Source organism: Mycobacterium sp. 852002-50816_SCH5313054-b (assembly GCF_001667185.1).
Lineage (GTDB): Bacteria > Actinomycetota > Actinomycetes > Mycobacteriales > Mycobacteriaceae > Mycobacterium.
Genome location: NZ_LZIC01000102.1, coordinates 1 through 23,151 on the forward strand (window position 1 = coordinate 1; position 23,151 = coordinate 23,151).

A 23,151-nucleotide genomic window follows, 5' to 3' on the forward strand; every position below is an offset into this window, starting at 1 on the left:
TGTCGTCCCCAACTTTTCACGACTCGAAAGGACGTAAACATGACCATCAATTACCAGTTTGGCGACGTCGACGCCCATGGCGCGACGATTCGCGCGCAGGCGGCGTCGTTGGAGGCCGAGCACCAGGCCATCGTTCGCGATGTGCTGGCTGCTGGTGACTTCTGGGGTGGCGCCGGTTCGGTGGCCTGCCAGGAGTTCATCACCCAGTTGGGTCGCAACTTCCAGGTGATCTACGAGCAGGCCAACTCCCACGGCCAGAAGGTGCAAAGCGCCGGCAGCAACATGGCCAGCACCGACAGCGCCGTCGGGTCCAGCTGGGCCTAGCGGAAACCGGCTGACGGCGGCGCGCCGCCGTCACTGTTGAGTAGTGCAAAGCCGACCCCCGGGCACTAGGTGCCCGGGGGTCGGTTTGTCTTTAGGGATCAGAACCGGCCGCCGCCACCCATCAGGCCGCCGCCGGAGGAGCCCGACGAGCCGAACGACGTGGGGCTCCAGCCGCCGAACCCCCCGCGCATCGCTCCACTGAGCACGTTGCCGATGATGATCCCGCCGATCATGGCGCCGGTGTCGCCGCCGCCGCGGCCGGCGTAGGCGCGTTGCGCCTGCTGCACGTCGGCATTCGCCAGGGTCTGCGACTGGGCGGCCAGCGTCGACGCCGCGTTGGCGTGCGCGATCGCTTCGGTCACGTCGGTCGCCCTCTTGTCCTGCGCGGCCTGCAGATGACGTCCGGCTTCGGCGAGCCGGGTCCGGGCCTCGGCGCCGATGCTGCCCCGACGGGTGTCGATGTATTCGGAGACGCCGCGCACCCGCGCCTGGGCGGTAAACAGTGCCTGCTCCAAGGACCGGTTGAGCCGCTCGGTGTTCGCCTGCTCCTGGGCCACGGCGTCCAGGACCCGATCGAGGGCGGCGCCGGCCTTGGCGAGCCGGGCGAATGCGCCGAGGGGATCGGCGGAACCGCCGGTGCTGCGCGAATAGTCCAACGCCCCGGTCGCCGCGTCGCGGGCCGCGGTCAGCTCGGCGGTATGACCCGAAGTCGCGTTCGGCGCGTTCTGCAGCTGCTCGTCGACGCGTCGGACGGCCGCGTCGATGTCGTCGACGACCGACGGCAACGTCGCGATGGCGTGCCTGATGTCCGTGGCCGCGTTGTCGATCGCGTCCAGCAGCGCTCGGGCTTGCCCGAGCGCCGATTCTGCGGCGTGGTAGGCATCCACCAGTCCCGTCTGCTTCCCGATTTCGGCGTGGCCGGCCAGCTCACGGGCCGTGCTGATGTTGCGGTCGGCGAACGCCAGCCTCTCCTTGGCGCCCGCGACATTGCCGGACACCGAAGTCAATGCCGTACTGTCGAATTCGTTGCGCAACTCGGCCAGCCGCTGTTCCGCGGGGTCGACGCGGCTGGTGAGTTCGACGTATTGTTCGGTCAGCGCGCCCAGCCGCGACGGGGCGTTGAGCACCAGATCCCGCAGCTTTTCGAATGCCTCCGTCTGTGATTCGAGTTCGCGGTCGGCGCGCGCCGCCGAGACGATCACCCGGGTCAGCAGTTCGCGGCGTTGCTCCGGCGTCTCGGGCGTGCTGTCGTCAAGCTGGTGACGGACGGTAAAGGCCTGCGACAGAGCCGCTTTGGCGTTATTGACCGCCTCGGTAAACGGTTGGGTCCGCTCGTCGCCGAATTCATCGATCGCCAGGGCCAGCTCGTTGGCGCTGGTGCGTACCGCGTTGTCGACGTCGACCACCATCGAGCGCGACAGGTCGTCGAGGGCCTCCAACCCCAGGGCGGCCAGCGCGGTGGCGTCGGTGGGGTCGACGCGCCGCGCCGCGGTCAACGCGGCGGCGCGCCGCCGGCGCCGGCGATAGCGCATCACCACCAGCAAGGCCGCGACGGCAAGGGCGATGGCAAGCAATGCAACCAGCAGAAAGAGGCGGCCCGACGAAGGCGGCGAGGTGTTGAGCCCGTTGGCCGCCGCGATCGCGGCGCCGCTCCAGTCGCCGTTGTGCAGTGCGGGTTCAATCCTGGTGCGGCGCAACTGATCAACCTGGCCGGCCTTGACGCTCTTGATCGCGGACGGGACGAAGAACGCGTATGCCCGGCCCGTGGTGGCCACGGCCAGCAGCGCGTCGTAGTCGCCGAGCTCGCTGGCGTCCCTGGTGCGCCGTGCCCAGTCCTCCGCGTTCTGCCCGGAGAAGTTGTCGACGTAGACCACCCACAGCCGGATATGGCGGTCGGCGTACAGCTTGTCGGTCGCCGACGTCACCGCGGCGCGGCCGGAATCCGACAGCACCTTCGCGCTGTCGGTGACCTGATCCGGCAGCGGAAACGGCGGTTGCGCGCCGCCCGGCGGCGCCAGCAGCAGCGCCCCGCACAGACCCGCGAGGACGGCCAGCATCACGCCGATCGGTCGAGCAGTGCGCATAGGTCAATGTATCCCGCCGTCCCTGGCAGACTGTGCTTCGGTGATTAACAGGTGACCACGCAACAGCAGGACCCATACGACGACTTCGACCGCCAGCGGCGGGTGCGCGAAGCGCCGAAAACTGCGGGTCTGCCGGGCACGGAAGGCCAGCACCGCACCGACTTCGCCCGGGACCGGGCCCGCGTCCTGCACAGCGCCGCGCTGCGCCGGCTGGCGGACAAGACGCAGGTGGTCGGGCCGCGGGAAGGCGACACCCCGCGCACCCGGTTGACGCACTCCCTGGAGGTGGCGCAGATCGGGCGGGGAATGGCGGTGGGGCTGGGTTGCGACCTCGACCTCGTCGAGCTCGCCGGCCTGGCCCACGACATCGGGCATCCGCCCTACGGGCACAACGGCGAGCGCGCGCTCGACGAGTTCGCGGCCGCCCACGGCGGCTTCGAGGGCAACGCGCAGAATTTTCGGATCCTCACCAGCCTCGAGCCCAAAGTGCTTGACGAGCAAGGAAATAGCGCGGGGCTGAACCTCACTCGGGCGGCCCTGGACGCGGTCACCAAGTACCCGTGGACCCGCGACGAGGGCCGTGGCGACGGTAGGCGCAAGTTCGGCTTCTACGCCGAGGATCGCGAGCCGGCGGCGTGGGTTCGCACCGGCGCACCGGCGCACCGGACGTGCCTGGAAGCCCAGGTCATGGACTGGGCCGACGACGTCGCCTATTCCGTCCACGACGTCGAGGACGGCGTCGTTTCCCAACGCATCGACCTGCGCGTGCTCGCCGACGATGACGAGGCGGCCGCGCTGGCCAAGCTGGGGGAGAGCGAATTCTCCCGGGTCAGCGCCGAGGACTTCATGGCGGCGGCGCGACGGCTGTCGGGCCTGCCCGTGGTCGCCGCGGTCGGCAAATACGACGCCACCCTGGCGGCGTCGGTCGCGCTCAAGCGACTGACCAGTGAATTGGTCGGCAGGTTCGCTTCGGCCGCGATCGCGACCACGCGCGCCGTCGCCGGCCCCGGGCCGTTGGTGCGCTACCGCGCCGACCTGCAGGTGCCCGATCTGGTGCGCGCCGAGGTCGCGTTGCTGAAAATACTGGCGCTGCAGTTCATCATGTCCGACCCCCGGCACCTGGAAACCCAAGCCCGGCAGCGCGAACGCGTGCACCGGGTGGCGCACTGGCTGTACGCCGGGGCGCCCGGCACCCTTGACCCCGTCTACGCTGCGGCGTTCACCACCGCGGCCGACGACCGGGCCCGGCTGCGCGTCGTCGTCGACCAGATCGCCTCCTACACCGAGGGCCGACTGGAGCGCATCGATACCAGCCCGCCGAATGCGTAGCGTTAGGCTCCCGGCATGACCAAACTCGCCGCCGCCGCCGTCTGGCTGTCGCTTCCCGTCGTGGCCGTGACCGCCTGCAGCTCGCCCCAGCACGCGACCAGCCAGACCGGCACCACGCCCCCGGTCCAGAGCGCTTCCCCGGGGACTTCGGCGACGTCGAGTCCGGCGCCCGCCGCGGGATCGCTCACCGCGAACTTGAAGACGGCCGACGGGAAGGAAGTCGCCACGGCCACCTTCGATTTCAGCAACGGTTATGCCACCGTCACGGTCAAGACGGTCGCGGGCGGCGTGCTGGCGCCCGGCTTCCACGACATGCACATCCACTCGGTCGGCAAATGCGAGCCCAACTCGGTCGCTCCGAGCGGGGGTCCGCCCGGAAACTTCCTGTCCGCCGGCGGGCACTTCCAGGCGCCCGGGCACACCGGGATGCCCGAGAGCGGCGACCTGACGATGCTCGAAGTGCGCCAGGACGGCTCGGCGTATCTGGTGACCACCACCGACGCGTTCACCAGGGACCAGCTGCTCGCGGGCGACAAGACCGCCCTGATGATCCACGGCGCGCAGAACACCGACAACGCGATGGATCGGATCGCGTGTGGGGTCATCGGGACGAGCTGACGCAGCCGGCGTCCTAGACTGGGCCGATGGCCGGCCGGATCTCTGATCGCGATATCGCCGCCATCCGCGAACGGGCCCGCATCGAAGACGTCGTCGGCGATTACGTGCAGTTGCGCCGGGCCGGCGCCGATTCCCTGAAGGGCCTGTGCCCGTTCCACAACGAGAAGTCGCCGTCTTTCCACGTCCGGCCCAACCACGGCCACTTCCACTGCTTCGGCTGCGGCGAGGGCGGCGACGTGTACGCGTTCGTCCAGAAGATCGAGCACGTCACCTTTGTCGAGGCGGTCGAACTGCTCGCCGACCGGGTCGGCCACACCATCAGCTACACCGGTCCGGCCACCAGCGTGCAGCGCGACCGCGGCAGCCGCAGCCGGCTCGTCGCGGCCAACGCGGCGGCGGCCGAGTTCTACGCGGCGGCGCTGGAGTCCGACGAGGCGGCGCCGGGCCGCCGATACCTGGAAGAGCGGAACTTCGACGCCGCGGCGGCCCACCACTTCGGCTGCGGATTCGCCCCCTCCGGCTGGGACTCGCTGACAAAACACCTGCAGCGCAAGGGTTTCGAGTTCAAGGAGCTGGAGGCGGCCGGCCTGTCCCGGGAGGGGCGCCGCGGCCCGATGGACCGCTTCCACCGGCGACTGTTGTGGCCCATCCGCACGGCGGCGGGCGAGGTGATCGGGTTCGGGGCCCGCCGGCTGTTCGACGACGACCCGATGGAAGCCAAGTACATCAACACGCCCGAGACCGTGCTGTACAAGAAGTCGGCGGTGATGTTCGGCATCGACCTGGCCAAGCGCGACATCGCCAAGGGCCACCAGGCCGTCGTCGTCGAGGGCTACACCGACGTGATGGCGATGCACCTGGCCGGGGTCACCACCGCCGTCGCGTCCTGCGGCACCGCGTTCGGCGACGAGCACCTGGCCATGCTGCGCAGGCTGATGATGGACGACAGCTTCTTTCGCGGCGAGCTGATCTACGTCTTCGACGGCGACGCGGCCGGTCGGGCCGCCGCGATCAAGGCGTTCGGCGGCGAGCAGAACCTGGCCGGACAGTCCTTCGTCGCCGTCGCACCCGACGGCATGGACCCCTGCGACCTGCGCCTGAAGGCCGGTGACGCCGCCCTGCGCGACCTCGTCGCGCGGCGAACGCCGTTGTTCGAGTTCGCCATTCGCACCACACTCGGCGAAATTGACCTGGACAACGCCGAGGGCAGGGTCGACGCGCTGCGCCGGTGCGTGCCCATGGTGAGCCAGATCAAGGACCCCACGCTGCGCGACGAGTACGCCCGCCAGCTCGCCGGCTGGGTCGGCTGGGACGACGTCCCGCAGGTCATCGATCGGGTGCGCACCGAAGCCAAGAAGTCCAGGTCCCCGGCTCGGGGCGGGCCGGGATCCGAGCCGCCCCGCCGGGCCGAACGGCAGCCCGCCCCCACGACGCGGGCCGAGCCCGCCGCGGCCCGTCCCGACCCCCGCGACCCGATCCTGTGGGCCCAGCGGGAGGCGCTCAAGTCGGCGTTGCAATACCCGGCGCTGGCCGGCCCGGTGTTCGACACCCTGACCGTCGAGAGCTTCACCCACCCCGGATACACGGCCGTCCGCGCGGCCATCGAGGCCGCCGGCGGTACCTCGACCGGGGTCACCGGGGCGGAGTGGATCGACGCGGTGCGTCAGCGGACCACCTCGGCGCTGACGGCGGGGCTGATCAGCGAGCTGGGGGTCGAGGCCATCGCGGTCGACGACGAGAAGCTACCGCGCTACATCGCCGGGGTGCTGGCCCGCCTGCAGGAGGTCTGGATGGGCCGGCAGATCGCCGAGGTCAAGTCCAAGCTGCAGCGCATGTCGCCGATCGAGCAGGGCGACGAGTACCACGCGCTGTTCGGCGATCTGGTCGCCATGGAGGCCTACCGGCGCAGCCTGTTGGAGCAGGCTAGCGGGGACGATCTGACGGTGTGAGGGCCGGCTCGGCCGGCCGCTCGACGACGGCCGTCTGCTCGTCGATCTCGGCCAGCGTCACGAAGCCGGTGTCGGGGGAGATTCGGTTGGCGACCTTGCGGCGCCCCCCTTCGATCACCGACTTGGCCATGGGACTGCTGGTCAGCGCGCGATAGGTGCCGACAATCTGCTCGTATCGGCGACGTCCGGCCTTCGAGCCCAACACGTAACCCAGTCCCAGCACCACGACATACCGGATCAAAGCGTTCCTCCCGACGATCGATGGCTCCATCCTGCCTCACTCGGCCGGGTGCGTGCGCCGTCGATCCCCGTATCCTGCTAGTTGGGCGCGGTCAAACCAGTACGCTAGAGTCGTCCCGCGGTCGTGTTGATCCCCTGTAGCTCAATTGGCAGAGCGTTCGGCTGTTAACCGATAGGTTCCTGGTTCGAGTCCAGGCGGGGGAGCCAAGCCAGGCTGTTGTGTGACTTCTGGGCTTTGCGCATGTAGTCAGGGCGGGAAAATCGCCCGAATCCAGCCACCAGCTCACACTCGAAGTCCGGGATTCACATTCGAAGCCCGCACTGCCTCCGTCGCGACCGCTCGGCGTCCCCTGGCGCCCGGGACACCGTGAATTTACTGTGAGCACAACTCAATGGAGGGTTCATGGAATTCCTCGTCACCATGACCACGCAAGTGCCGGAGGGAACGCCGGCGGAGGTCGTCGACGACGTCCGGACCCGCGAGGCCGCCTGCTCCCGCGAGCTGGCTGCGCAGGGCTCCCTGTCGCGCCTGTGGCGACCGCCGCTGCAGCCCGGTGAGTGGCGCACTCTCGGCCTGTTCGCGGCCGACCACGAGGACCAACTCGAGGAGGTGCTGGCCTCGATGCCGCTGCGCATCTGGCGCACCGACCAGGTAACGGTGCTGACCGCTCACCCCAACGATCCGGCCGGGCGCGCGGAGCAAGGCCCGCGCGGGGCCGCGGAGTTCCTGACCACGATCACCATCGGCGTCCCGCGCGGCGTCCCGCCGGAAGTTGTCAGCGACGCCGTGTCCCGGGAGGCCGAGCGCGCCCGCGAGCTCGCCGACCATGGGCACCTGGAGCGGCTGTGGATGCTGCTGCCCGAGCCGGGGGAGCCCCGCGCGCTGGGGCTGTGGCGCGCGCCGGACGCCGAGGGAATGGAGGCGATCCTGGAATCGCTGCCGCTGCGCCCGTGGATGGGCGTGGAAACCACGCCGCTGACCGCGCATCCCAACGACCCGGCCGGCACCGGACGGGACTAGTCGTAGACGGGCCGCCACATGGTGTCGAGGACCGCCTGCCGGACGTCAGGATGCCTCCTGGCGGCCACTCCGTCGTCGACGGCGGCGTGATAGACCGCCTCGGCGACCGCGGCGGAAATGTCGCGCAGATTCTGCACATCGGGCAACAGCGAGTCTCCGGCGTTGGTTGGATTAGCTTGGCGCACAATGGCTCTCGCCGCCGCCTGCAGCATGCCCGGGGTGACCAGCCTGGCGCGGGCGACGATGATGCCCAGCCCGATCCCGGGGAACACCAGCACGTTGTTCGCCTGGCCGATGGTGTAGGTGGTGCCGTCGTATTCGACCGGGGCCACCGGAGTGCCGGTGGTGATCAGCGCCCTGCCCTCCGACCACCGCAGCACGTCGGCCGGCATGGCCTCCATGCGCGAGGTGGGGTTGGACAGCGGGAAGATCATCGGCCGTTCGCAGGAGGCGGTCATCGCCTCGATCACCTTCTGGTCGAACGCGCCGAACACGGTCGACGAGCCCAACAGGATGGTGGGTGAGGCCAGCTTGATCGCGTCCACCAGGCCGACCCGGTCCCCGGCGCCCACGCCCAGCCGTTGGCGGTTCTTGGCGTAGGGCACCTGAAAGCCGCGCAGGTCGTCCATGTCGTCGAAGAGCAGGCCCTGCTTGTCAATCGGCCAGATCTGAGACGCGGCCTGCTCGGCGGTGGCGCCGTCGGCAACCATCGCGTCACGGATCTGATCGGCCACCCCGATTCCCGCAGTCCCCGCGCCGAAGACGATCACCTTCTGGTCGTGCAGCGGGATCCCGGTGACATGGCACCCGCCGTACACCGCCGCCACGACCACCGCGCCGGTGCCCTGGACGTCGTCGTTGAACACGCAGTAGTGGTCGCCGTAGGTCTGCAGGATCCTGCGCGCGTTGAGCGGCCCGAAGTCCTCGAAATGCAGGATCGCGTGCGGGAACATCTGGTGCGCGGTCTCGATGTAGCGCCGGATGAATTCGTCGTACTCCTCGCCGCGGCGCCGGGCGTGGCGATTGCCGAGATAGAACGGGTCGGCCAGGAGCTGTTCGTTGTCGGTGCCGACATCGAGCGACACCGCAAGGCAGCGGCGGGGGTCGATGCCGCCGCCGGCGGTGTAGAGCGCCAGTTTGCCCACGGCGATTTGGATTCCGCCGACGCCCCAGTCGCCGATGCCCAAAATCGCTTCGGCGTCGGTGCATACGATCAGGTCGACATCCTCGGGGCCCAAACCGAAGGTGCGGAAGGCCTCGGCGATCTCTTCCGGCTCATCGATGCTCAGGAAAAGCCCGCGCTGCCCACGGTATTCGTCGGAGAAGCGTTGAATGGCCTCACCGACGGTGGGCGTGTAGACGACCGGCATCAGCTCAGTCAGGTGGTCCTCGAGCACCTTGTAGTACAGCAGCTCGTGCCGGTAGTGCAGCTGCTCGAGGAGCAGATTGCGACCCAGATCCGTTGCCAGGCTTTGTAATTGATGCCACACCCGGTCGGCTTGTTCATCGAGCGTGAGCACCGCCGACGGCAGCCTGCCGGTGAGCCCCAACCGTCGCCGCTGCTCGTGCGTGAAGCCCACCCCGCGATTCAGGCTCGGCGCCGCCAGCGCCGTCGGGATCCGCGGAGTGCAGGGATCGCTCATTACGCAACCGTAGCGCCGATCGCGGTTAACGCACCTTGAAGAACATCCGAAGGCCGGTGCAGTCAGATGGAGAAGTCCTCGCCGTGCCACACCCCGGCCTCGGGGGGCCGGATCACGCGGCCGTTCTGTGGTCCGTCGTTCTGCGCCTCCAGCTTGGCCACTCTGGTGAGCAGGGACTGCAGGCTGACGCCGACGAGGTCGGGCATCATCGAGTCGTCCGGGGCGCCCCGCCCGGCGCGGCTGATGACCTGCCCGGGGACCCCGACCACCACCGAGCCCGACGGCACCGGCTTGACCACCACGGCGTTGGCGCCGATCCGGCTGTCGTCGCCGATCTTGATCGCGCCGAGGACCTTGGCTCCGGCGCCGATGGTGACCCGGTCGCCGACGGTCGGGTGGCGTTTTCCGGTGTCGGCGCCGCTGCCGCCGAGGGTGACGCCGTGATACATGTGGACGTCCTCGCCCACCTCGGCGGTTTCCCCGATCACCACGCCGGTCGCATGGTCGATGAACAGGCCCGCGCCCAGGATGGCGCCGGGGTGGATGTCGACGCCGGTCAGGATGCGGGTGAGTTCGGCCAACGTCCGCGCGGACACCCGCGCGCCGCGCTGCCACAGCCAGTGGCTGATCCGGTGGGCCCAGACCGCGTGCACGCCCGGGTAGGCGAAAATGACCTCCAGCGACGTGGGCCTGGCGGGATCCCGTTCCCGGGCCGCCCGGATGTCCCGACGCACGGCTGCGAGCATGCTCAGTCCTTCACGTCGGCGAACAGCGGCGTGCTCAGGTACCGCTCACCGAAGTCGGGGAGGACGACGACGACGAGCTTGCCGGCGTTCTCGGGCCGGCGCGCCACCTGCAGGGCCGCCACCGCGGCCGCGCCCGAGGAGATGCCCACCAGCAGGCCCTCCTCCGCGGCCAGCCGCCGCGCCAGGTTGAGCGAGTCGTCGTTGCCGACGGTGATGACCTCGTCGACCAGGTCCATGTCGAGGATCGGCGGGACGAACCCGGCGCCGAGGCCCTGGATCGGGTGGGGCCCCTTCTGCCCGCCGGACAGCACCGGGGACGCGGCCGGTTCCACGGCGACGAACTGCGCCGACGGCTTGCGCTCCTTGATGACCTGGGCGACGCCAGTGATGGTGCCGCCGGTGCCGACGCCGGCCACGAAGATGTCGACCTTGCCGTCGGTGTCGCGCCAGACCTCCTCGGCCGTCGTCGCGCGGTGGATCGCCGGGTTGGCCTGGTTCTCGAACTGCTGGGGCACGAAATACCGTTGGTCAGTCTTGGCCAGTTCCTCGGCCTTGGCGATCGCGCCCGGCATCCCGTCCGCGCCAGGGGTCAGGATCAGTTCGGCGCCGTAGGCTCGCAGCAGCATCCGCCGCTCGATGCTCATGGTGTCCGGCATGATCAGCACGCAGCGATACCCGCGCGCCGCGCACACCATCGCCAGCGCGATGCCGGTGTTGCCGCTCGTCGGCTCCAGGATGATCGTGTCGGGCTTGATCAGGCCGGCCTGTTCGGCAGCGTCCAGCATGGCGACCCCGATGCGGTCCTTGACGCTGTTGGCAGGGTTGAAGAACTCCAGCTTGGCGACGACATCGGCGACGGCGCCTTCGGTGACCCGGTGCAGCCGGACCAGCGGCGTATTGCCGATCAGCTGGGTGACGTCCTCGGCGATGCTCATCAAAACTTCCTTAGGCGGTGTCGGTTCGGGTTGGTGCGGGGCTCGTCGGCTACCCGGAGATACGAATTCGATGGCCTTTTTCTTCCTGGGCAAACGCGCAGGGCCTGTTTCGGCGTCAGAAGCCGTCAGGAATCAACGACAACAACGACAACAAGAATCCACGGCGGGGCGGCGCGTAAGGACGAGGCGCGGCTGTGTGGCCTGTTGCATAGCCCCACTATAGGACATCCGCACGTCGCGCCCGGTCTGGCTCGTTGCCACTCAACGGCGCTCACGCTTTACGGTTTGACGTAGTCCTTCGCCGGGTCGGCGCTCGGGGCCCCATCCGTGGCCGCGGTTTCGCAGACGCAGACCTGGGTGTCGCCGTGTACCCACCGCCACAGCTGGCTGCCCTGCCTGCGCATCACGTGTTGGACGTAAACCTTGTCGCGCTGCGCCCTCGAGAACGCCATGTCGAGGTTGACGGGCAGCCCGGCCCAGGCGACCTGGCCGGCGCCCGACGCCCGGCCCTCGGGATGCAGCCGGCACCGCAGCGGGCAGACGCTTTTCATGACCCGATCGGGCCCATCGCATTCCCGAGCCACGCCCACGGTTCCTCCTCGACGCAACCAGTCGAGGCAATCGTGCGACGGGGATGTTTCGGCGGCGGGTGTGCGATGTTTCCGCCGTATTAAAGGGTCGCGGGTGGGCCTTTAGTAGACGTCGCGGTGGTAGCGCTTGTCGGTGCTCAGGGATTGGACGTAGGCCCTCGCCGCGTCCGGCTCGAGGTTGCCGTGCTCGGCGGCGATGTCGCAGAGCGCCCGGTCGACGTCCTTGGCCATCGGGTCGGCGTTGCCGCAGACGTACACCTGTGCGCCGTCCTGCAGCCAGCGCCACAGCTGGGCCCCGCGATTGCGCATCAGGTGCTGCACGTAGACCTTTTCGCGCTGGTCCCTCGAGAACGCCAGGTCCAGTTCGGTCAGCAACCCGTCGGCATGCATCTGCTCGATCTCGTCGCGGTAGTAGTAGTCCGTGGCGGCGTGCTGTTCGCCGAAGAACAGCCAATTGGGGCCGGTGTGCCCGAGGGCGCGGCGCTCCTGCAGGAAGCCGCGGAAGGGCGCGATCCCGGTGCCCGGACCGATCATGATCATCGGGGTGTCCGGGGCGCTGGGGGGCCGGAAGTTGCTCGACTGCTGCAGAAAGACGGCGACGCGATCACCCGGGGAGCGGGCGGCAAGGTAGGTCGAACACACCCCGCGGCGCGGGACGCCCTGGAAGTTGTAGCGCACCGGCGAGACCGTCAGGTGGACTTCGGCGGGGCACTCCTTGGGGCTCGACGAGATCGAATACAGGCGCGGCTGAAGGCGTTTGAGGACCCTCAGCCACTCGTGGGCCGATGCGTAGACCGGCAGCTGCGCCAGCAGGTCGATGGACTGGCGCCCCCATGCCCAATTGCTCAGGTCTGCCCTGTTTTCGGGCTTCAGCAGCTCGGCGAGTTTCGGGTCGCCGGTGCGCTCCTGCACGAACCGCACCAGGTCCCGGCTGATGTGGGCGATCTCGATGCGTTCGGTCAGCGCGGAGCGCAGCGACATCAAACCGTGCTCGCCGACCTCGACCGGGGTCTGCCCGTCCAGTCCGGTGACCGACAGCCATTCGTCGACCAGCCGGTCGCTGTTGCGCGGCCACACCCCGAGCGCGTCACCGGCCTCGTAGCTGATCGTGTCTTCGGGCACACGAAACACCAGCTGCCGCACATCCTTTGCCGATTGCGGCTGGCCCAGCTTGATGTTGCGGGCCATGTCGGTGATCAGGGGATGCTTCTTGGTGTATCCGACCGTTTCGGAGCCGTTGGCCGGCCGGGTCGGCGCCGGCGCGGCCGCCGTCGCGCCACCGTTGCGCCCCGCCGGCGCCGGGGTGCGGGCCAGCGCGCGCATGACCCCGCTCAGCCAGGTGGCCGCCGCGTCGTCGTAGTCGGGTTCGCAGTCGACCCGGTCGAGGATGCGGGTGGCACCCAGCTCGGCCAGGCGCTCGTCGAGCTTGCGTCCGTGGCCGCAGTAATCGTCGTAGTTCGAATCGCCCAGCGCGAGGACGGCGTACCGGGTGTCGGTGAATCGTGGCGCGCGGTCGGACGTCAGCGCCCGCCACAGGGCGGCGCCGTTGTCCGGCGGGTCGCCGTCACCGGTGGTGCTGGTGATCAGCAGCAGCTCCCGCGTCGCCGGGAGCTCGGCGGTGGGAACGTCGTCCATACCGTGCAACGCGGCGGGCACGCCGGCCTCGCCCAATCGCGCGGCGACGTCGGCGGCGAGCTCCTCCGCGTTCCCGGTCTGCGAGGCCCACAACACCACGACCGGCGCCCGCTTGGGGGTCGAATCCGCTTGGGGTGCAGAGCCGTTCGGCGCCGCGGTGGGGAGCTCCGGCATCGGGCCGGGCCCCTCGCTGCGGGCGAACATCCCGGCCAGCACACCGTCCACCCAGAACCGGGTCCGGCTGTCGAAGGGCGCGCTGACGGGCAGGGTGGGCACGCCGCCGGCCCGACGGCCGGCTTCGGAACGCAACCCGGCCAGCATGCCGGCGAGGTAGGAGCGGCCCCGCTCGTCGAAGGTCGGGGCGGGTTCGTCTGCTACGCCGAACAATTCGGCGAGGGCGTCGACGTGCGGCACGCTGGTTTCCTGTCCGGGTTCTCGTGCGTCGGCGGCTATCGCGGGTTCGGGTTCGGGCGCCAATTCGGGTTCGGCGGCGGCAACCTTGGTCAGGGTGACCGCGCAGGCCTTGAACTCCGGCTGGTGCGACAGGGGGTCGACCGCATCGTTGGTGACGGCGTTGATCGACAGGTACTCGCCGAAGGCGTCGTTCCAATGGAAGGGGGCGAAGCAGTTGCCCGGCCGCACCCGGTCGGTGACCACGGCGGGCAGCACGGCGCGACCGCGGCGCGACGAGACTTCGACCCGGTCGCTTTCCGCGATCTGCAATCGCGCGGCGTCGTCGGGGTGGATCTCGACGAACGGCCCCGGGTTGAGCTTGTTGAGTTTGGCGACCTTGCCGGTCTTGGTCATGGTGTGCCACTGGTGCGGCAGGCGTCCGGTGTTCAGCAGGAAGGGGTAGTCGCCGTCGGGCATCTCCTCGGGCAGCAGGTGGGGGCGGGCGAAGAACACCGCGCGACCGCTCGGCGTGGGGAAGGCCAAGGAAGGCGCACTGCCGTCCTCGCGGACCAATCGGGTCTGGCTGATTCCGTCATTGAGGTAGCGGATCGGGTTGCGGTCGGCGCTGCCCTCCGGTGGACACGGCCACTGCAGCGGTGTCCGCCGCAACCGGTCGTAGCTGGCGCCGCGCAGGTCGTAGCCCGTCGCGGGGTTCCAGAACCGCTTGATCTCCTCGAAGACCTCCTCGGCCGAGGCGTAGCTGAACGAATCCGAAAAGCCCATCTCGCAAGCGATCCGGGCGATGATCTGCCAGTCCGGCAGGGCCTGACCCGCCGCCTGGACGGCCGGCTGGAACAGGGTCAGGTTGCGCTCGGAATTGATCATCACGCCCTCGGACTCCGTCCACAGCGTGGCGGGCAGCACGATGTCGGCGTACTCGTTGGTCTCGGTCTCCAGGAACGCGTCCTGGGTGATCACCAGCTCGGCGCGCTCCAGGCCGGCCAGCACCGTTCTGCGATTGGCAACGCTGGCAACGGGATTGGTGCAGATGATCCAGCACGCCTTGATGTCGCCGTCGGCCATGCGGGAGAACATGTCGATGGTGCCGGTGCCGACCTCGGTGCGCAGCGAGCCGCGCGGAATGCTCCAGACGTCCTCGACGAACTCGCGATCGGCGGCGGACAGCACCGAGCGCTGGCCCGGCAGACCCGGCCCCATGTAACCCATTTCGCGGCCACCCATGGCGTTGGGCTGCCCGGTGAGCGAGAAGGGGCCGCTGCCCGGTTTGCAGATCGTCCCGGTGGCCAGGTGCAGGTTGCAGATCGCGTTGGTGTTCCAGGTGCCGTGGGTGCTCTGGTTGAGGCCCATCGTCCAGCAGCTCAGGAAGTTATCGGCGTCGCCGATCCAGCGCGCGGCGGTGCGGATGTCTTCGGTTGGGATGCCGGTGATTTCGCTGACCGTGTCGGGGGTGTACTGCTCGAGGAAGCTCGGCATCACCTCCCAGCCCTCGGTGAACTGGGCGATGAAGCCCGGGTCCGTCTGGCCGTTCTCGACGATCAGGTGCAGCAGCCCGTTGAGCAGCGCGAGGTCGGAGCCGGGAGCGATCTGAAGAAACAGGTCCGCCTTCTCCGCGGTCGCGGTGCGGCGCGGGTCCACCACGATCAGCTTCGCGCCGGCCTTGACGCGGTCCATCATGCGCAGGAACAGGATCGGGTGGCAGTCGGCCATATTGGAGCCGATGACCAAGAAGACGTCCGCGCGTTCGAAGTCCTGGTAGGAGCCCGGCGGCCCGTCCGCCCCGAGGGACAGTTTGTAGCCGGAACCCGCGCTGGCCATGCACAGTCGCGAATTCGACTCGATCTGGTTGGTGCGGATGAAGCCCTTGGTCAGCTTGTTCGCCAAGTACTGAGCCTCGATGGACATCTGGCCCGACACGTACATCGCGAAGGCGTCGGGGCCGTGCTGGTCGATGATCGCCCGCAGCCACTGCGCGCTCCGTGTGATCGCCTCATCGGTGTCGAGCGGTTCGAGGGTTTCGCCGCGGTCGGCACGCGCGTGTGCGGTGTCCAGCCGCCCCGGCGCGGCGAGCATGTCCGAGGTGGTCGCGCCCTTGGTGCACAACCGGCCGAAGTTGGCCGGGTGGCTGGCGCTTCCAACGGATTTCGTAACGTGACGACGGCCGCTCTCCGGATCCGTTGTGACCTGCAACACCATGCCGCAGCCGACGCCGCAGTAGGCACACATGCTGTTCACGGCGTCCGCGCGGGCGCCGCGAGGCTCGGTAGCCACGCCTACTTCCCTCCTCGAGCGCGCAAGGGCCTAATGCGCTAATGGTCCGGCAAGGATGTTTCGGCATCGGGCGCCCGATGTTTCCGCCGCTTTACGGCTTCCTCTCACCGGATCCGGGGCGATGTGTGAAGTGTCCGGAAAACCCGCCGCCGACGGGGTAATCGCAGGTCAACGCCGATCTGCTACGTCGCCCAGATTACCCACGGCCACCACGAATTGCGCCTCGGAATAGGGGTTCGGACGAAACAGATGGGACATTCACAGTTTTCGTTAAGCTCACAATGTGCGTCGCCAGTTTGTGATTCTGCTGCTTTTGTTGGCCACGGCTTGCGGCGGAAAACCCTCGGCACCGCCGGCGCCGCGCGCCGACACGTGCAAGGACTCCGACGGGCCGACGGCCGACACGGTGCGCCGGGCCATCGCGTCGGTTCCGGTCGAGGTTCCGGGCTCGAGCTGGGTCGAAATCGCAAGGGGGCACACCAAGAAGTGCGGCTTGTACTGGGTGCAGATCATCCCGACCATCGCCAGCGAGTCGACACCGCAGCAACTGTTGTTCTTCGACCACAACACCCCGCTGGGCCCGCCCACCCCGAACCCGAAGCCATACATCACCGTGCTGCCGCCGGCTGATGACACCGTCACCGTCCAATACCAATGGCAGGTAGGCAAAGATCAGCCCTGCTGTCCCACGGGGATCGGCACCGTGAAGTTTCACATCGGACCGGACGGCAAGCTGCAGGCGCTCGGCGCGATCCCGCACCAGTAAGGTTGGCGCACAAGCGCTTCCGGAGGTTCAGTCCGGCAGGTTCTCCGGGTGCAGCATCTCGGCGTAACGCAGCGGCTCCGGGATGCCGAACCCGTCGACCAGCGTCTCGGCGTACGGGCGCAGCTTGCGGCAGCGATCGTTGATGCCGCGGGTGACCGCCTTGGCCCGTCCCGTCGACAGGTACCCATGCTCGATGTACCAGGCCTTGTCGCCCTCGATCACCGACAGCGCATACAAGTCGCAGAGCATTTCGAGCAACTCGCGGGCCTTCTCGTCCTCGCACGCGTCGATCCCGGCGACGAACGCCTCCAACACGATTCGGTCGATGTGTGCGTTGGCCGCGTGCAGCACGTGATCTTGCACGGCATTGAACGCGTCGAATTCCGACATCTCCTTGGACTTGCCCTGTAGCCGGCGCGCGACCGACGACACCAGGTAGTCCTCGCGTTCCTCGAACATGTTCACCTGGGTGCCGCGGTTGAAGAGGCTGCCCTCCTCCTCGCTGTCCTGGCGGGCGTCGACGAGCGTCTGCATGATGGCTTCGGCCGCAGTGCGTTTCCGGACCCGCTCGCCGACGGTGTTGGCGGCGAAGCGCACCCATTCGACCGGGCTCATGCTGCGGATGTCATCGGCGTAGGCCGTCAGCAACTCCTTGGCCACCAATTGGGTCAGCACGTGGTTGTCACCCTCGAACGTGGTGAAGACGTCGGTGTCGCCGCGCAGCCCGATCAGCCGGTTCTCGGCCATGTAGCCCGCGCCGCCGCAGGCCTCGCGCGCCTCCTGAATGGCGCGGGACGCATGCCAGGTGTTGGCCGCCTTCAGCCCGGCGGCGCGCGCTTCGAGCTCGCGCTGCTCGTCGGCGTCGGGCGCGTCCGCGGTCTGCACGTCGTGGCATCGGCCGACCAACTCGTTCTGGGCGAACTGCAGCGCGTAGGACCTGGCGATCAACGGGAACAGGCGGCGCTGATGCACCAGGTAATCCATGATCAGCACCTCGTTCTCGTCGCCGGGAGCGCGGAATTGCCTGCGCTGCAACGCATACCGGGTGGCGATGTCCAGCGCGACGCGACCGGCGGCCCCCGCGCTGCCGCCCACCGTGATGCGGCCGCGCACCAGCGTGCCCAGCATGGTGAAGAAGCGGCGGTTGGGGTTGTCGATCGGCGAGTTGTATGTGCCGTCCGCGGCGACGTCGCCGTATTTGTTCAGCAGGTTCACCCGCGGGACGCGGACGTGGTCGAACACGATCCGGCCGTTGTCCACGCCGGGCAGGCCGCCCTTGTATTCGCAGTCGGACGTCGTCACCCCGGGCATGTCGTTGCCGTCGGCGTCGCGGATCGGGACCAACAGGCAGTGCACGCCGTGGTTGACCGGCTTGCCGTCCTCGCTGGTGATCAACTGCGCGAAAACCGCTGCCATGGTGGCGGTTTGGGCGGCGCCGCCGATGTAGTCCTTACGGGCGGTCGGGGTGGGGGAGTCGATGACGAACTCGTCGGTCTCGGGGTCGTACGTCGCGGTGGTCTCCAGCGACTGGACGTCGCTGCCATGCCCGGTCTCGGTCATCGCGAAGCAGCCACGCAACTCGAGGCTGATGATCTGCTTCACGTAGGCCTCGTGGTGGCGCTCGGTGCCCAGGTTCTCGACGGCGCCGCCGAACAGCCCCCACTGAACCCCGGCCTTCACCATCAGCGACAGGTCCGACATCGCCAGCATCTCGATCATCGTGATCGCCGCGCCGACGTCGCCGGTCCCTCCGTGCTCCTTGCGGAAATTGTCGGCCGCGGCACCGAACGCGGCCATGATCCTCATCTGCTCGGCCACCTTGGTGCGGGCGATCACCGTGTTCGGGGTGTAATGCGGCCGGAACAGGTCCTCGGTCATCGTGGCCCGCATCCGGTTCTTCACGTCGCGCCACCGCCCGTCGAGGGCGTTGCGCAGGTGCTCGGCAGTGCTTTTCGTGTCTGGCGCCATAAAGGCACGGTAACCCGCTGATGGGGCCCCGCAAACAAGCTCGGCGCAGCCATGTCGGTGCCATGATCAAGCGATGCCGCAATATCTGGCCGCCCTGGCGGTTGTGCTGCTGATCGGCACCGTCGTGGCGAGGGTCGTGCAGCTGCGCCGGACCGGCACCCGAGCCGTGCATTTCGGGAAGCTGGACAAGACGGACTATCTGATCCCGCCGGTTGCGCTGTTCTACTTCTATACGGTGTTCGCCGCCGCCTTCGGGTGGCCCCTGCCCAGCCACCAGCTGTTTTTCCACTCCGCGATCCTGGCGTGGCTGGGCGTGGCGCTCTGCGCGGCCGCGATCGGAATCCTGGTGCTGAGCCTGGTGTCGTTCGGCACCAGCTTCCGGGTCGGCATCGACGTCGACGAGCCCGGACGTCTGGTGACGAGGGGGATATTCGCGAGGAGCCGCAACCCGATCTACGTCGGCTTCTTCGTGTTCCTGGTCGGCCAGCTGCTGGTGTTTCCCCATTGGGTCCCGCTCATCTACCTGGTCGCCGCCACCGCGCTGTTCCACCGGCAGGTGTTGCGCGAGGAGGAGTTCATGCGGCAGCACTACGGCCACGTCTACGCCGACTACTGCCGCCACGTCAGGCGCTATGTCTAGTGCCGTGGGGGCCCGCGGTCTTGCGGGCAGCCTGTGCGTGTCCCTGTCGCTGGCCGGCTGCACCCCGGCGCCGGCGAGCCCGCCGACGCTGACCTACCTCGGCCAGGCGCAGGTCGCCTTCGGCGCCACTTTCGACGGCACGGTCATCGGCGGCCTGTCGGGGATCAGCTACGACGCGGGTCGCCAGCAGTACTACGTGATCAGCGACGACCGTTCCGAGAAGAACCCGGCCCGCTTTTACACCGTACGGCTGTCCTTGTCCGACAGAGGAATTGACGACGTCGCCTTCGCCGCCACCCACCCGCTGCTCGACGAGGCCGGCCGGCCGTTTGCGCCGCTGGCCGTGAACGTCACGCCGCCGGTGGTTCCTCCTGACCCGGAGGGCATCGCCTTCGACCCAGGGCGGCAGCGGCTGTATTGGTGCTCGGAGGGCGAGCGGCTCACCGAGGGGCCGGTATTGCTGGACCCGTGGGTGAGGACCGCCGGGCTGGACGGCGCCTACCAGGGTCAGTTCACCCTGCCGCCCAACCTGGCCATGTCCGCGCAGCGCACCGGGCCGCGGCGCAACAAGGCGCTGGAGGGCGTGGCGCTGACACCCGACGGCCAATGGCTGTTCGCCGCGATGGAAGACCCCGGCTATAACGACGGCCCGAAAAGCGACGGCGCCCGCCCCGTGCTGACCCGGATCACCGAGTTCGATGTCACCACCGGGGCGCCGACGGCGCAGTACGCCTACCCGATGGAACCGCGCGCGCCGCCCGCCGACCTCAACGGCGTCTCGGACCTCGTCGCCCTGTCCGACACAACGTTCCTGGTGCTGGAACGGTCGTCGGCGGTGCCCCCGACCATCCGGATCTACCGCGCCGACGTCGGTGCCGCGACGGACGTGCTGCCGCTGCCGTCGATGCAGGGCGCGGCGCTGACCCCGATGACCAAGACGCTGGCGGTCGATCTGTCGGCGACGCCGGGGTTGTCGCCCCTGGACAACGTCGAGGGCATCACGCTGGGGCCCAAGCTGCCCGACGGTCGCCAATCGGTGGTGCTGGTCAGCGACAACAACTTTTCACCCAGCCAGGTCACCCAGTTCCTGCTGTTCGCGATGTAGCGGGCGGGCCGCCCGCTACGGCGCCCGCAGCCGGTACAGGGCGAAGCCGGCGGCGCCCGCGCCGAACGCCATCACCATGGCCATGTCGAACACCCACCAGCCCGAATAGTGGGTCCACATTTGGGCGTTCGCGGCCAGCGCGTCAACCCTGCGCAGGTCGACCGTCGACGCCGACGCCGCGAAGCCCCACTGGGCCGGTACGAACCAGGAAACCTGCTGAAAGCCCCACTTGCCCACCAGCTGCACCAGGCTGCCGTTGAACAGCAGCGAGGCCAGGATCACCGGCACCAGCAGCGGCAGCACCTCGCGCATCCGGTTACCCGTCGCCGACAGCGCCAGCCCCACGACCGCTGAGACCACGGCGGTGACGGCCACGCTCACATAGAGCTCGACCGTGGCGTTACCCAGCAGCACGGCGCCGTGCACCGGGCCGCCCTTCACGACGATCACGATCGCGAAGAAGACGGCCGTCAGGATGAGCGCGGCCAGGCCGAAGACGACGAGCTTGGCGGCCAGGTAGGCCGGCGTCGACAGCCCGACGGCCTGCTCACGCCGGAAGACGCGGCGCTCCTCGACCACGGCGCGGATGGTCAGCGCGCTGCCCACAATCACCGCGGCGATGTTGAGCGCGGCCAGGATCTCGATGGCTTCGTGCGCGTTGGGACTGGTCGAGGCGGGCCGTTCCAACCCGGAATCGCCGGGGATCAGCAGCGTCAGCGCCGCCAACACGAAGGGCAGTACCGCCAAGAACAAGAAATAGACGTGGTCGGCCACGATCAGGCGGAGCTGGCGACGGGCCAGCAGCCGGATCTGCCGCTTCGCGGGGAGCCCGGCGGGCGGCGGCCAGGGCGCGGCGACCTCGGGCGGCGTGGTCGGGGCCGGCGCCGGTCGGCGGGCCCGGAACGCGCGGTCCGCGCCGTCGGGGTCGGCCGCGACCTGCTCGAGGACTTTCGTCCAGTCGGTGGTCCCCATCGCGGACTCGACCTGCAGCGGCGGCCCGACGAAAGCCATCGCGCCCCGGCCGGTGAGCACCAGCACCTGATCGCACATGCTGAGGCCGCTCAGCGACGACGCCGCCGAGATCGCCGCCAGCACGACGCAGCCGATGTCGGCCTGGCGGCGCAGGATCGCCATCACGTGGTCTTGTTGCGCCGCATCCAACCCGGCGCCGGGCTCGTCGACCACGAGCAGCGTCGGTCGGGTGATCAGCTCGACCGCCAGGGAGACGCACCGGCGCACCTCGGGTGGGAGCTTGCTGATCCGGGTCGCCCGGTGGGGCGTCAGCTCGAGTTCCTCCAGCACCTGGTCCACCACCCGGTCACGGTGTTCGCGGGTGGTGTCCGGCGGCAGGCGCAGCTCGGCCTCGTATCGCATGGCTTGTTCGACGCTGAGCCGCGGGTGCAGGCGCTCCTCGCGCTGCACGATGCCGATCCGGGTGCGCATGGACTCGGGCTCGGCGTGCACGTCGTGGCCGTCCACGGTGATGTGGCCGGAGCCGGGTTCCCGCAGGCCGGCCAGCAGTTCGAGCAGCGCCGAGTTGCGTGCCGCGGACGGCCCCGCGACGGCGGTCAGCGTGCCCAGCCCCGCCGTGAACGAAATGTCGCTGAGCACCTGGCGCCCGTCGACCGCGAGTCCCACCCGGTGCGCGAGGACCCCGCTGGTGCGCGCCCCGGCTTGCAGCGGCAACCGATACGTCGAATTGGGCTCTTGGGTGCGGAAGGAGGTGCCCGGGGCCCTCAGCTTTCGCGTGTTCATCTGCTCGATCAGCCCCCCGCCCTTGTCGCCCTCGTCGTGCACGACGGGCGGCGGCGTGGGTGGTGGTGGCGGTGCCGGCGGTTGCGGCGGACCGGGTGGTGACGCGGCTGGTGGCGCTGGCGGTTGCGGCGACGGGATCCGCATCCGCTGGGTGGGCCGCTCCGTCGGTGGTTGCAGGCTGGGATCGTTCGGGCGTGGCGGCGGGCCAGGCGGCGCAGCGGCGGGACCGATCTGGAAAACCAGCCGCGGGCCCCGCTGCGGGTCACCGATCGTGATCGCCTGACCGGAGTGCAGGTCGACCGTCGCGACCCGCGCCCCGTTGACGTACATGCCGTAGGGGCTGCTGTCGATGGCTACCCAGTGACTCCCGGTGAACCGCAGCACCACGTCGGGCTGCGGCGTCGGCGGGGCGGCGCTGCCGGAACGATCCAGCGGGATGTCGATGCCCCGGCCGCGGCCCACCAGCACGTCACGGCCGGGCGGGAAGACGTACCTCGTCGGTCCGACCCATACGGTCAACGGGGCGGCCGGAGTGGCGGACGCCTCCATGCGAATCACCGCCCCCTTCCGCCGCGGCCGGACCGAACAGACATCGATTCCAGTGTCTACCCGCTCTCACAGGGTATGGCGGCGCGGGACCGTCGCGGAGTGCTCGAGCAGCCGCCGCAGCACCCCGACCGCCTCGGTCAGCACCTCGCGGTCGGCGGGCTCGAGCAGGGCCAATTGCGGTTCGATGGCGGCGGCGCGGTCGGCCCGCACGGCGTTGAGGGTGCGGATCCCGTCGGCCGTGATGCGGATCCGCACCGCACGGGCATCCCCGGGATCGACGGTTCGCGTGACCAGGCCGGCGTCCTCGAGCCGGCGCACCTGAGTGGTCATCGTCGGTTGCGAACAGTGATCGACGGACGCCAGGTCGCCGATCCGGGCTTCGCCGTGGGCCTCGATGGTGGCCAGCAGCCTGGCCTGCGCCGCGGGCAGGGGCATCTGGATGCGCTGGGTGGCCAGCCGGTTGAGCCGGGCGACGACGGCGAGCAGGTCGGCCCCCAGGCCGGATTGGCTCTCGGTGTTTGCGGCGTCAACGACATCGCTGTGGTTGGCGGCGGATGCATTCATGCTTCCAT

18 protein-coding genes and 1 tRNA gene are annotated in these 23,151 nt (G+C 69.1%); 9 read left to right on the forward strand and 10 right to left on the reverse strand.

Going from position 1 to position 23,151, the window contains the following annotated elements:
• The first annotated feature begins 39 nt into the window (after nucleotides 1–39).
• A complete protein-coding gene (locus A5787_RS19450) occupies nucleotides 40–324 on the forward strand; it encodes a WXG100 family type VII secretion target (protein WP_066960736.1) in 285 nt (94 codons plus the stop codon).
• Between the two features lie 98 nt (nucleotides 325–422).
• Here A5787_RS19450 and A5787_RS19455 read toward each other — a convergent pair whose 3' ends face one another.
• On the reverse strand, nucleotides 423–2,408 hold the full coding sequence (locus tag A5787_RS19455) for a TPM domain-containing protein (protein WP_066969940.1): 1,986 nt from the start codon (nucleotides 2,406–2,408) through the stop codon (nucleotides 423–425).
• Nucleotides 2,409–2,459: 51 nt separating this feature from the next.
• On the opposite strand from A5787_RS19455, the gene A5787_RS19460 reads away from it, so the two are divergent.
• From A5787_RS19460 to dnaG, 3 genes are read left to right on the forward strand one after another with little or no spacing between them, the layout of a single operon-like run.
• Entirely contained in the window at nucleotides 2,460–3,737 is a 1,278-nt protein-coding gene (locus A5787_RS19460; RefSeq protein ID WP_066969942.1) for a deoxyguanosinetriphosphate triphosphohydrolase, read from the forward strand.
• Nucleotides 3,738–3,752: 15 nt separating this feature from the next.
• Entirely contained in the window at nucleotides 3,753–4,355 is a 603-nt protein-coding gene (locus tag A5787_RS19470) for a superoxide dismutase family protein (RefSeq protein ID WP_082977326.1), read from the forward strand.
• A gap of 26 nt (nucleotides 4,356–4,381) precedes the next feature.
• A complete protein-coding gene (gene dnaG, locus A5787_RS19475; RefSeq protein WP_066969949.1) occupies nucleotides 4,382–6,304 on the forward strand; it encodes a DNA primase in 1,923 nt (640 codons plus the stop codon).
• Here dnaG and A5787_RS19480 read toward each other — a convergent pair.
• Nucleotides 6,279–6,545, reverse strand: a complete 267-nt coding sequence (locus A5787_RS19480) for a hypothetical protein (protein WP_066970020.1) — start codon at nucleotides 6,543–6,545, stop codon at nucleotides 6,279–6,281. The genes dnaG and A5787_RS19480 overlap by 26 nt on opposite strands.
• Nucleotides 6,546–6,675: 130 nt before the next feature.
• Between A5787_RS19480 and A5787_RS19485 the strand changes: the two genes are divergently transcribed.
• A tRNA-Asn gene (locus A5787_RS19485) sits at nucleotides 6,676–6,751 on the forward strand.
• A gap of 196 nt (nucleotides 6,752–6,947) precedes the next feature.
• On the forward strand, nucleotides 6,948–7,565 hold the full coding sequence (locus tag A5787_RS19490; RefSeq protein ID WP_066969953.1) for a muconolactone Delta-isomerase family protein: 618 nt from the start codon (nucleotides 6,948–6,950) through the stop codon (nucleotides 7,563–7,565).
• Here A5787_RS19490 and A5787_RS19495 read toward each other — a convergent pair.
• The 5 genes from A5787_RS19495 to A5787_RS19515 form a co-directional block, all read right to left on the reverse strand.
• Nucleotides 7,562–9,208, reverse strand: coding sequence for an NAD-dependent malic enzyme (locus A5787_RS19495; protein ID WP_066969954.1), 1,647 nt, complete (start codon nucleotides 9,206–9,208; stop codon nucleotides 7,562–7,564). The two genes, A5787_RS19490 and A5787_RS19495, sit on opposite strands and share 4 nt — an antisense overlap.
• A gap of 62 nt (nucleotides 9,209–9,270) precedes the next feature.
• Nucleotides 9,271–9,954, reverse strand: coding sequence for a serine O-acetyltransferase (gene cysE / locus A5787_RS19500; RefSeq protein ID WP_066969956.1), 684 nt, complete (start codon nucleotides 9,952–9,954; stop codon nucleotides 9,271–9,273).
• A 2-nt stretch (nucleotides 9,955–9,956) separates the two neighbouring features.
• Entirely contained in the window at nucleotides 9,957–10,889 is a 933-nt protein-coding gene (gene cysK / locus A5787_RS19505) for a cysteine synthase A (protein ID WP_066969958.1), read from the reverse strand.
• 278 nt (nucleotides 10,890–11,167) lie between these two features.
• A complete protein-coding gene (locus A5787_RS19510; RefSeq protein ID WP_066969959.1) occupies nucleotides 11,168–11,440 on the reverse strand; it encodes a hypothetical protein in 273 nt (90 codons plus the stop codon).
• A gap of 141 nt (nucleotides 11,441–11,581) precedes the next feature.
• A complete protein-coding gene (locus A5787_RS19515) occupies nucleotides 11,582–15,751 on the reverse strand; it encodes a bifunctional nitrate reductase/sulfite reductase flavoprotein subunit alpha (RefSeq protein ID WP_066970021.1) in 4,170 nt (1,389 codons plus the stop codon).
• A gap of 352 nt (nucleotides 15,752–16,103) precedes the next feature.
• On the opposite strand from A5787_RS19515, the gene A5787_RS19520 reads away from it, so the two are divergent.
• A complete protein-coding gene (locus A5787_RS19520; protein ID WP_231994076.1) occupies nucleotides 16,104–16,562 on the forward strand; it encodes an LppP/LprE family lipoprotein in 459 nt (152 codons plus the stop codon).
• 27 nt (nucleotides 16,563–16,589) lie between these two features.
• Here the strand turns inward: A5787_RS19520 and A5787_RS19525 are convergent, their stop codons facing one another.
• Nucleotides 16,590–18,530: an acyl-CoA dehydrogenase gene (locus A5787_RS19525; RefSeq protein WP_066969961.1), complete on the reverse strand. Its 1,941-nt coding sequence runs from the start codon at nucleotides 18,528–18,530 to the stop codon at nucleotides 16,590–16,592.
• Between the two features lie 73 nt (nucleotides 18,531–18,603).
• On the opposite strand from A5787_RS19525, the gene A5787_RS19530 reads away from it, so the two are divergent.
• Together A5787_RS19530 and A5787_RS19535 are read left to right on the forward strand one after the other, a co-directional pair.
• Nucleotides 18,604–19,170, forward strand: coding sequence for an isoprenylcysteine carboxylmethyltransferase family protein (locus tag A5787_RS19530; RefSeq protein ID WP_066969962.1), 567 nt, complete (start codon nucleotides 18,604–18,606; stop codon nucleotides 19,168–19,170).
• Nucleotides 19,163–20,275: an esterase-like activity of phytase family protein gene (locus A5787_RS19535; protein ID WP_066969963.1), complete on the forward strand. Its 1,113-nt coding sequence runs from the start codon at nucleotides 19,163–19,165 to the stop codon at nucleotides 20,273–20,275. Before A5787_RS19530 ends, A5787_RS19535 begins: the two co-directional genes overlap by 8 nt.
• 15 nt (nucleotides 20,276–20,290) lie before the next feature.
• On the opposite strand, the gene A5787_RS19540 is transcribed toward A5787_RS19535, so the two are convergent.
• Both A5787_RS19540 and A5787_RS19545 read right to left on the reverse strand, forming a co-directional pair.
• Nucleotides 20,291–22,585 carry an ATP-binding cassette domain-containing protein gene (locus A5787_RS19540; protein ID WP_156764038.1) on the reverse strand — a complete coding sequence of 765 codons (2,295 nt, stop codon included), beginning with the start codon at nucleotides 22,583–22,585 and terminating at the stop codon, nucleotides 20,291–20,293.
• 60 nt (nucleotides 22,586–22,645) lie between these two features.
• Nucleotides 22,646–23,143: a MarR family winged helix-turn-helix transcriptional regulator gene (locus A5787_RS19545; protein WP_066970029.1), complete on the reverse strand. Its 498-nt coding sequence runs from the start codon at nucleotides 23,141–23,143 to the stop codon at nucleotides 22,646–22,648.
• Nucleotides 23,144–23,151: the final 8 nt, after the last annotated feature.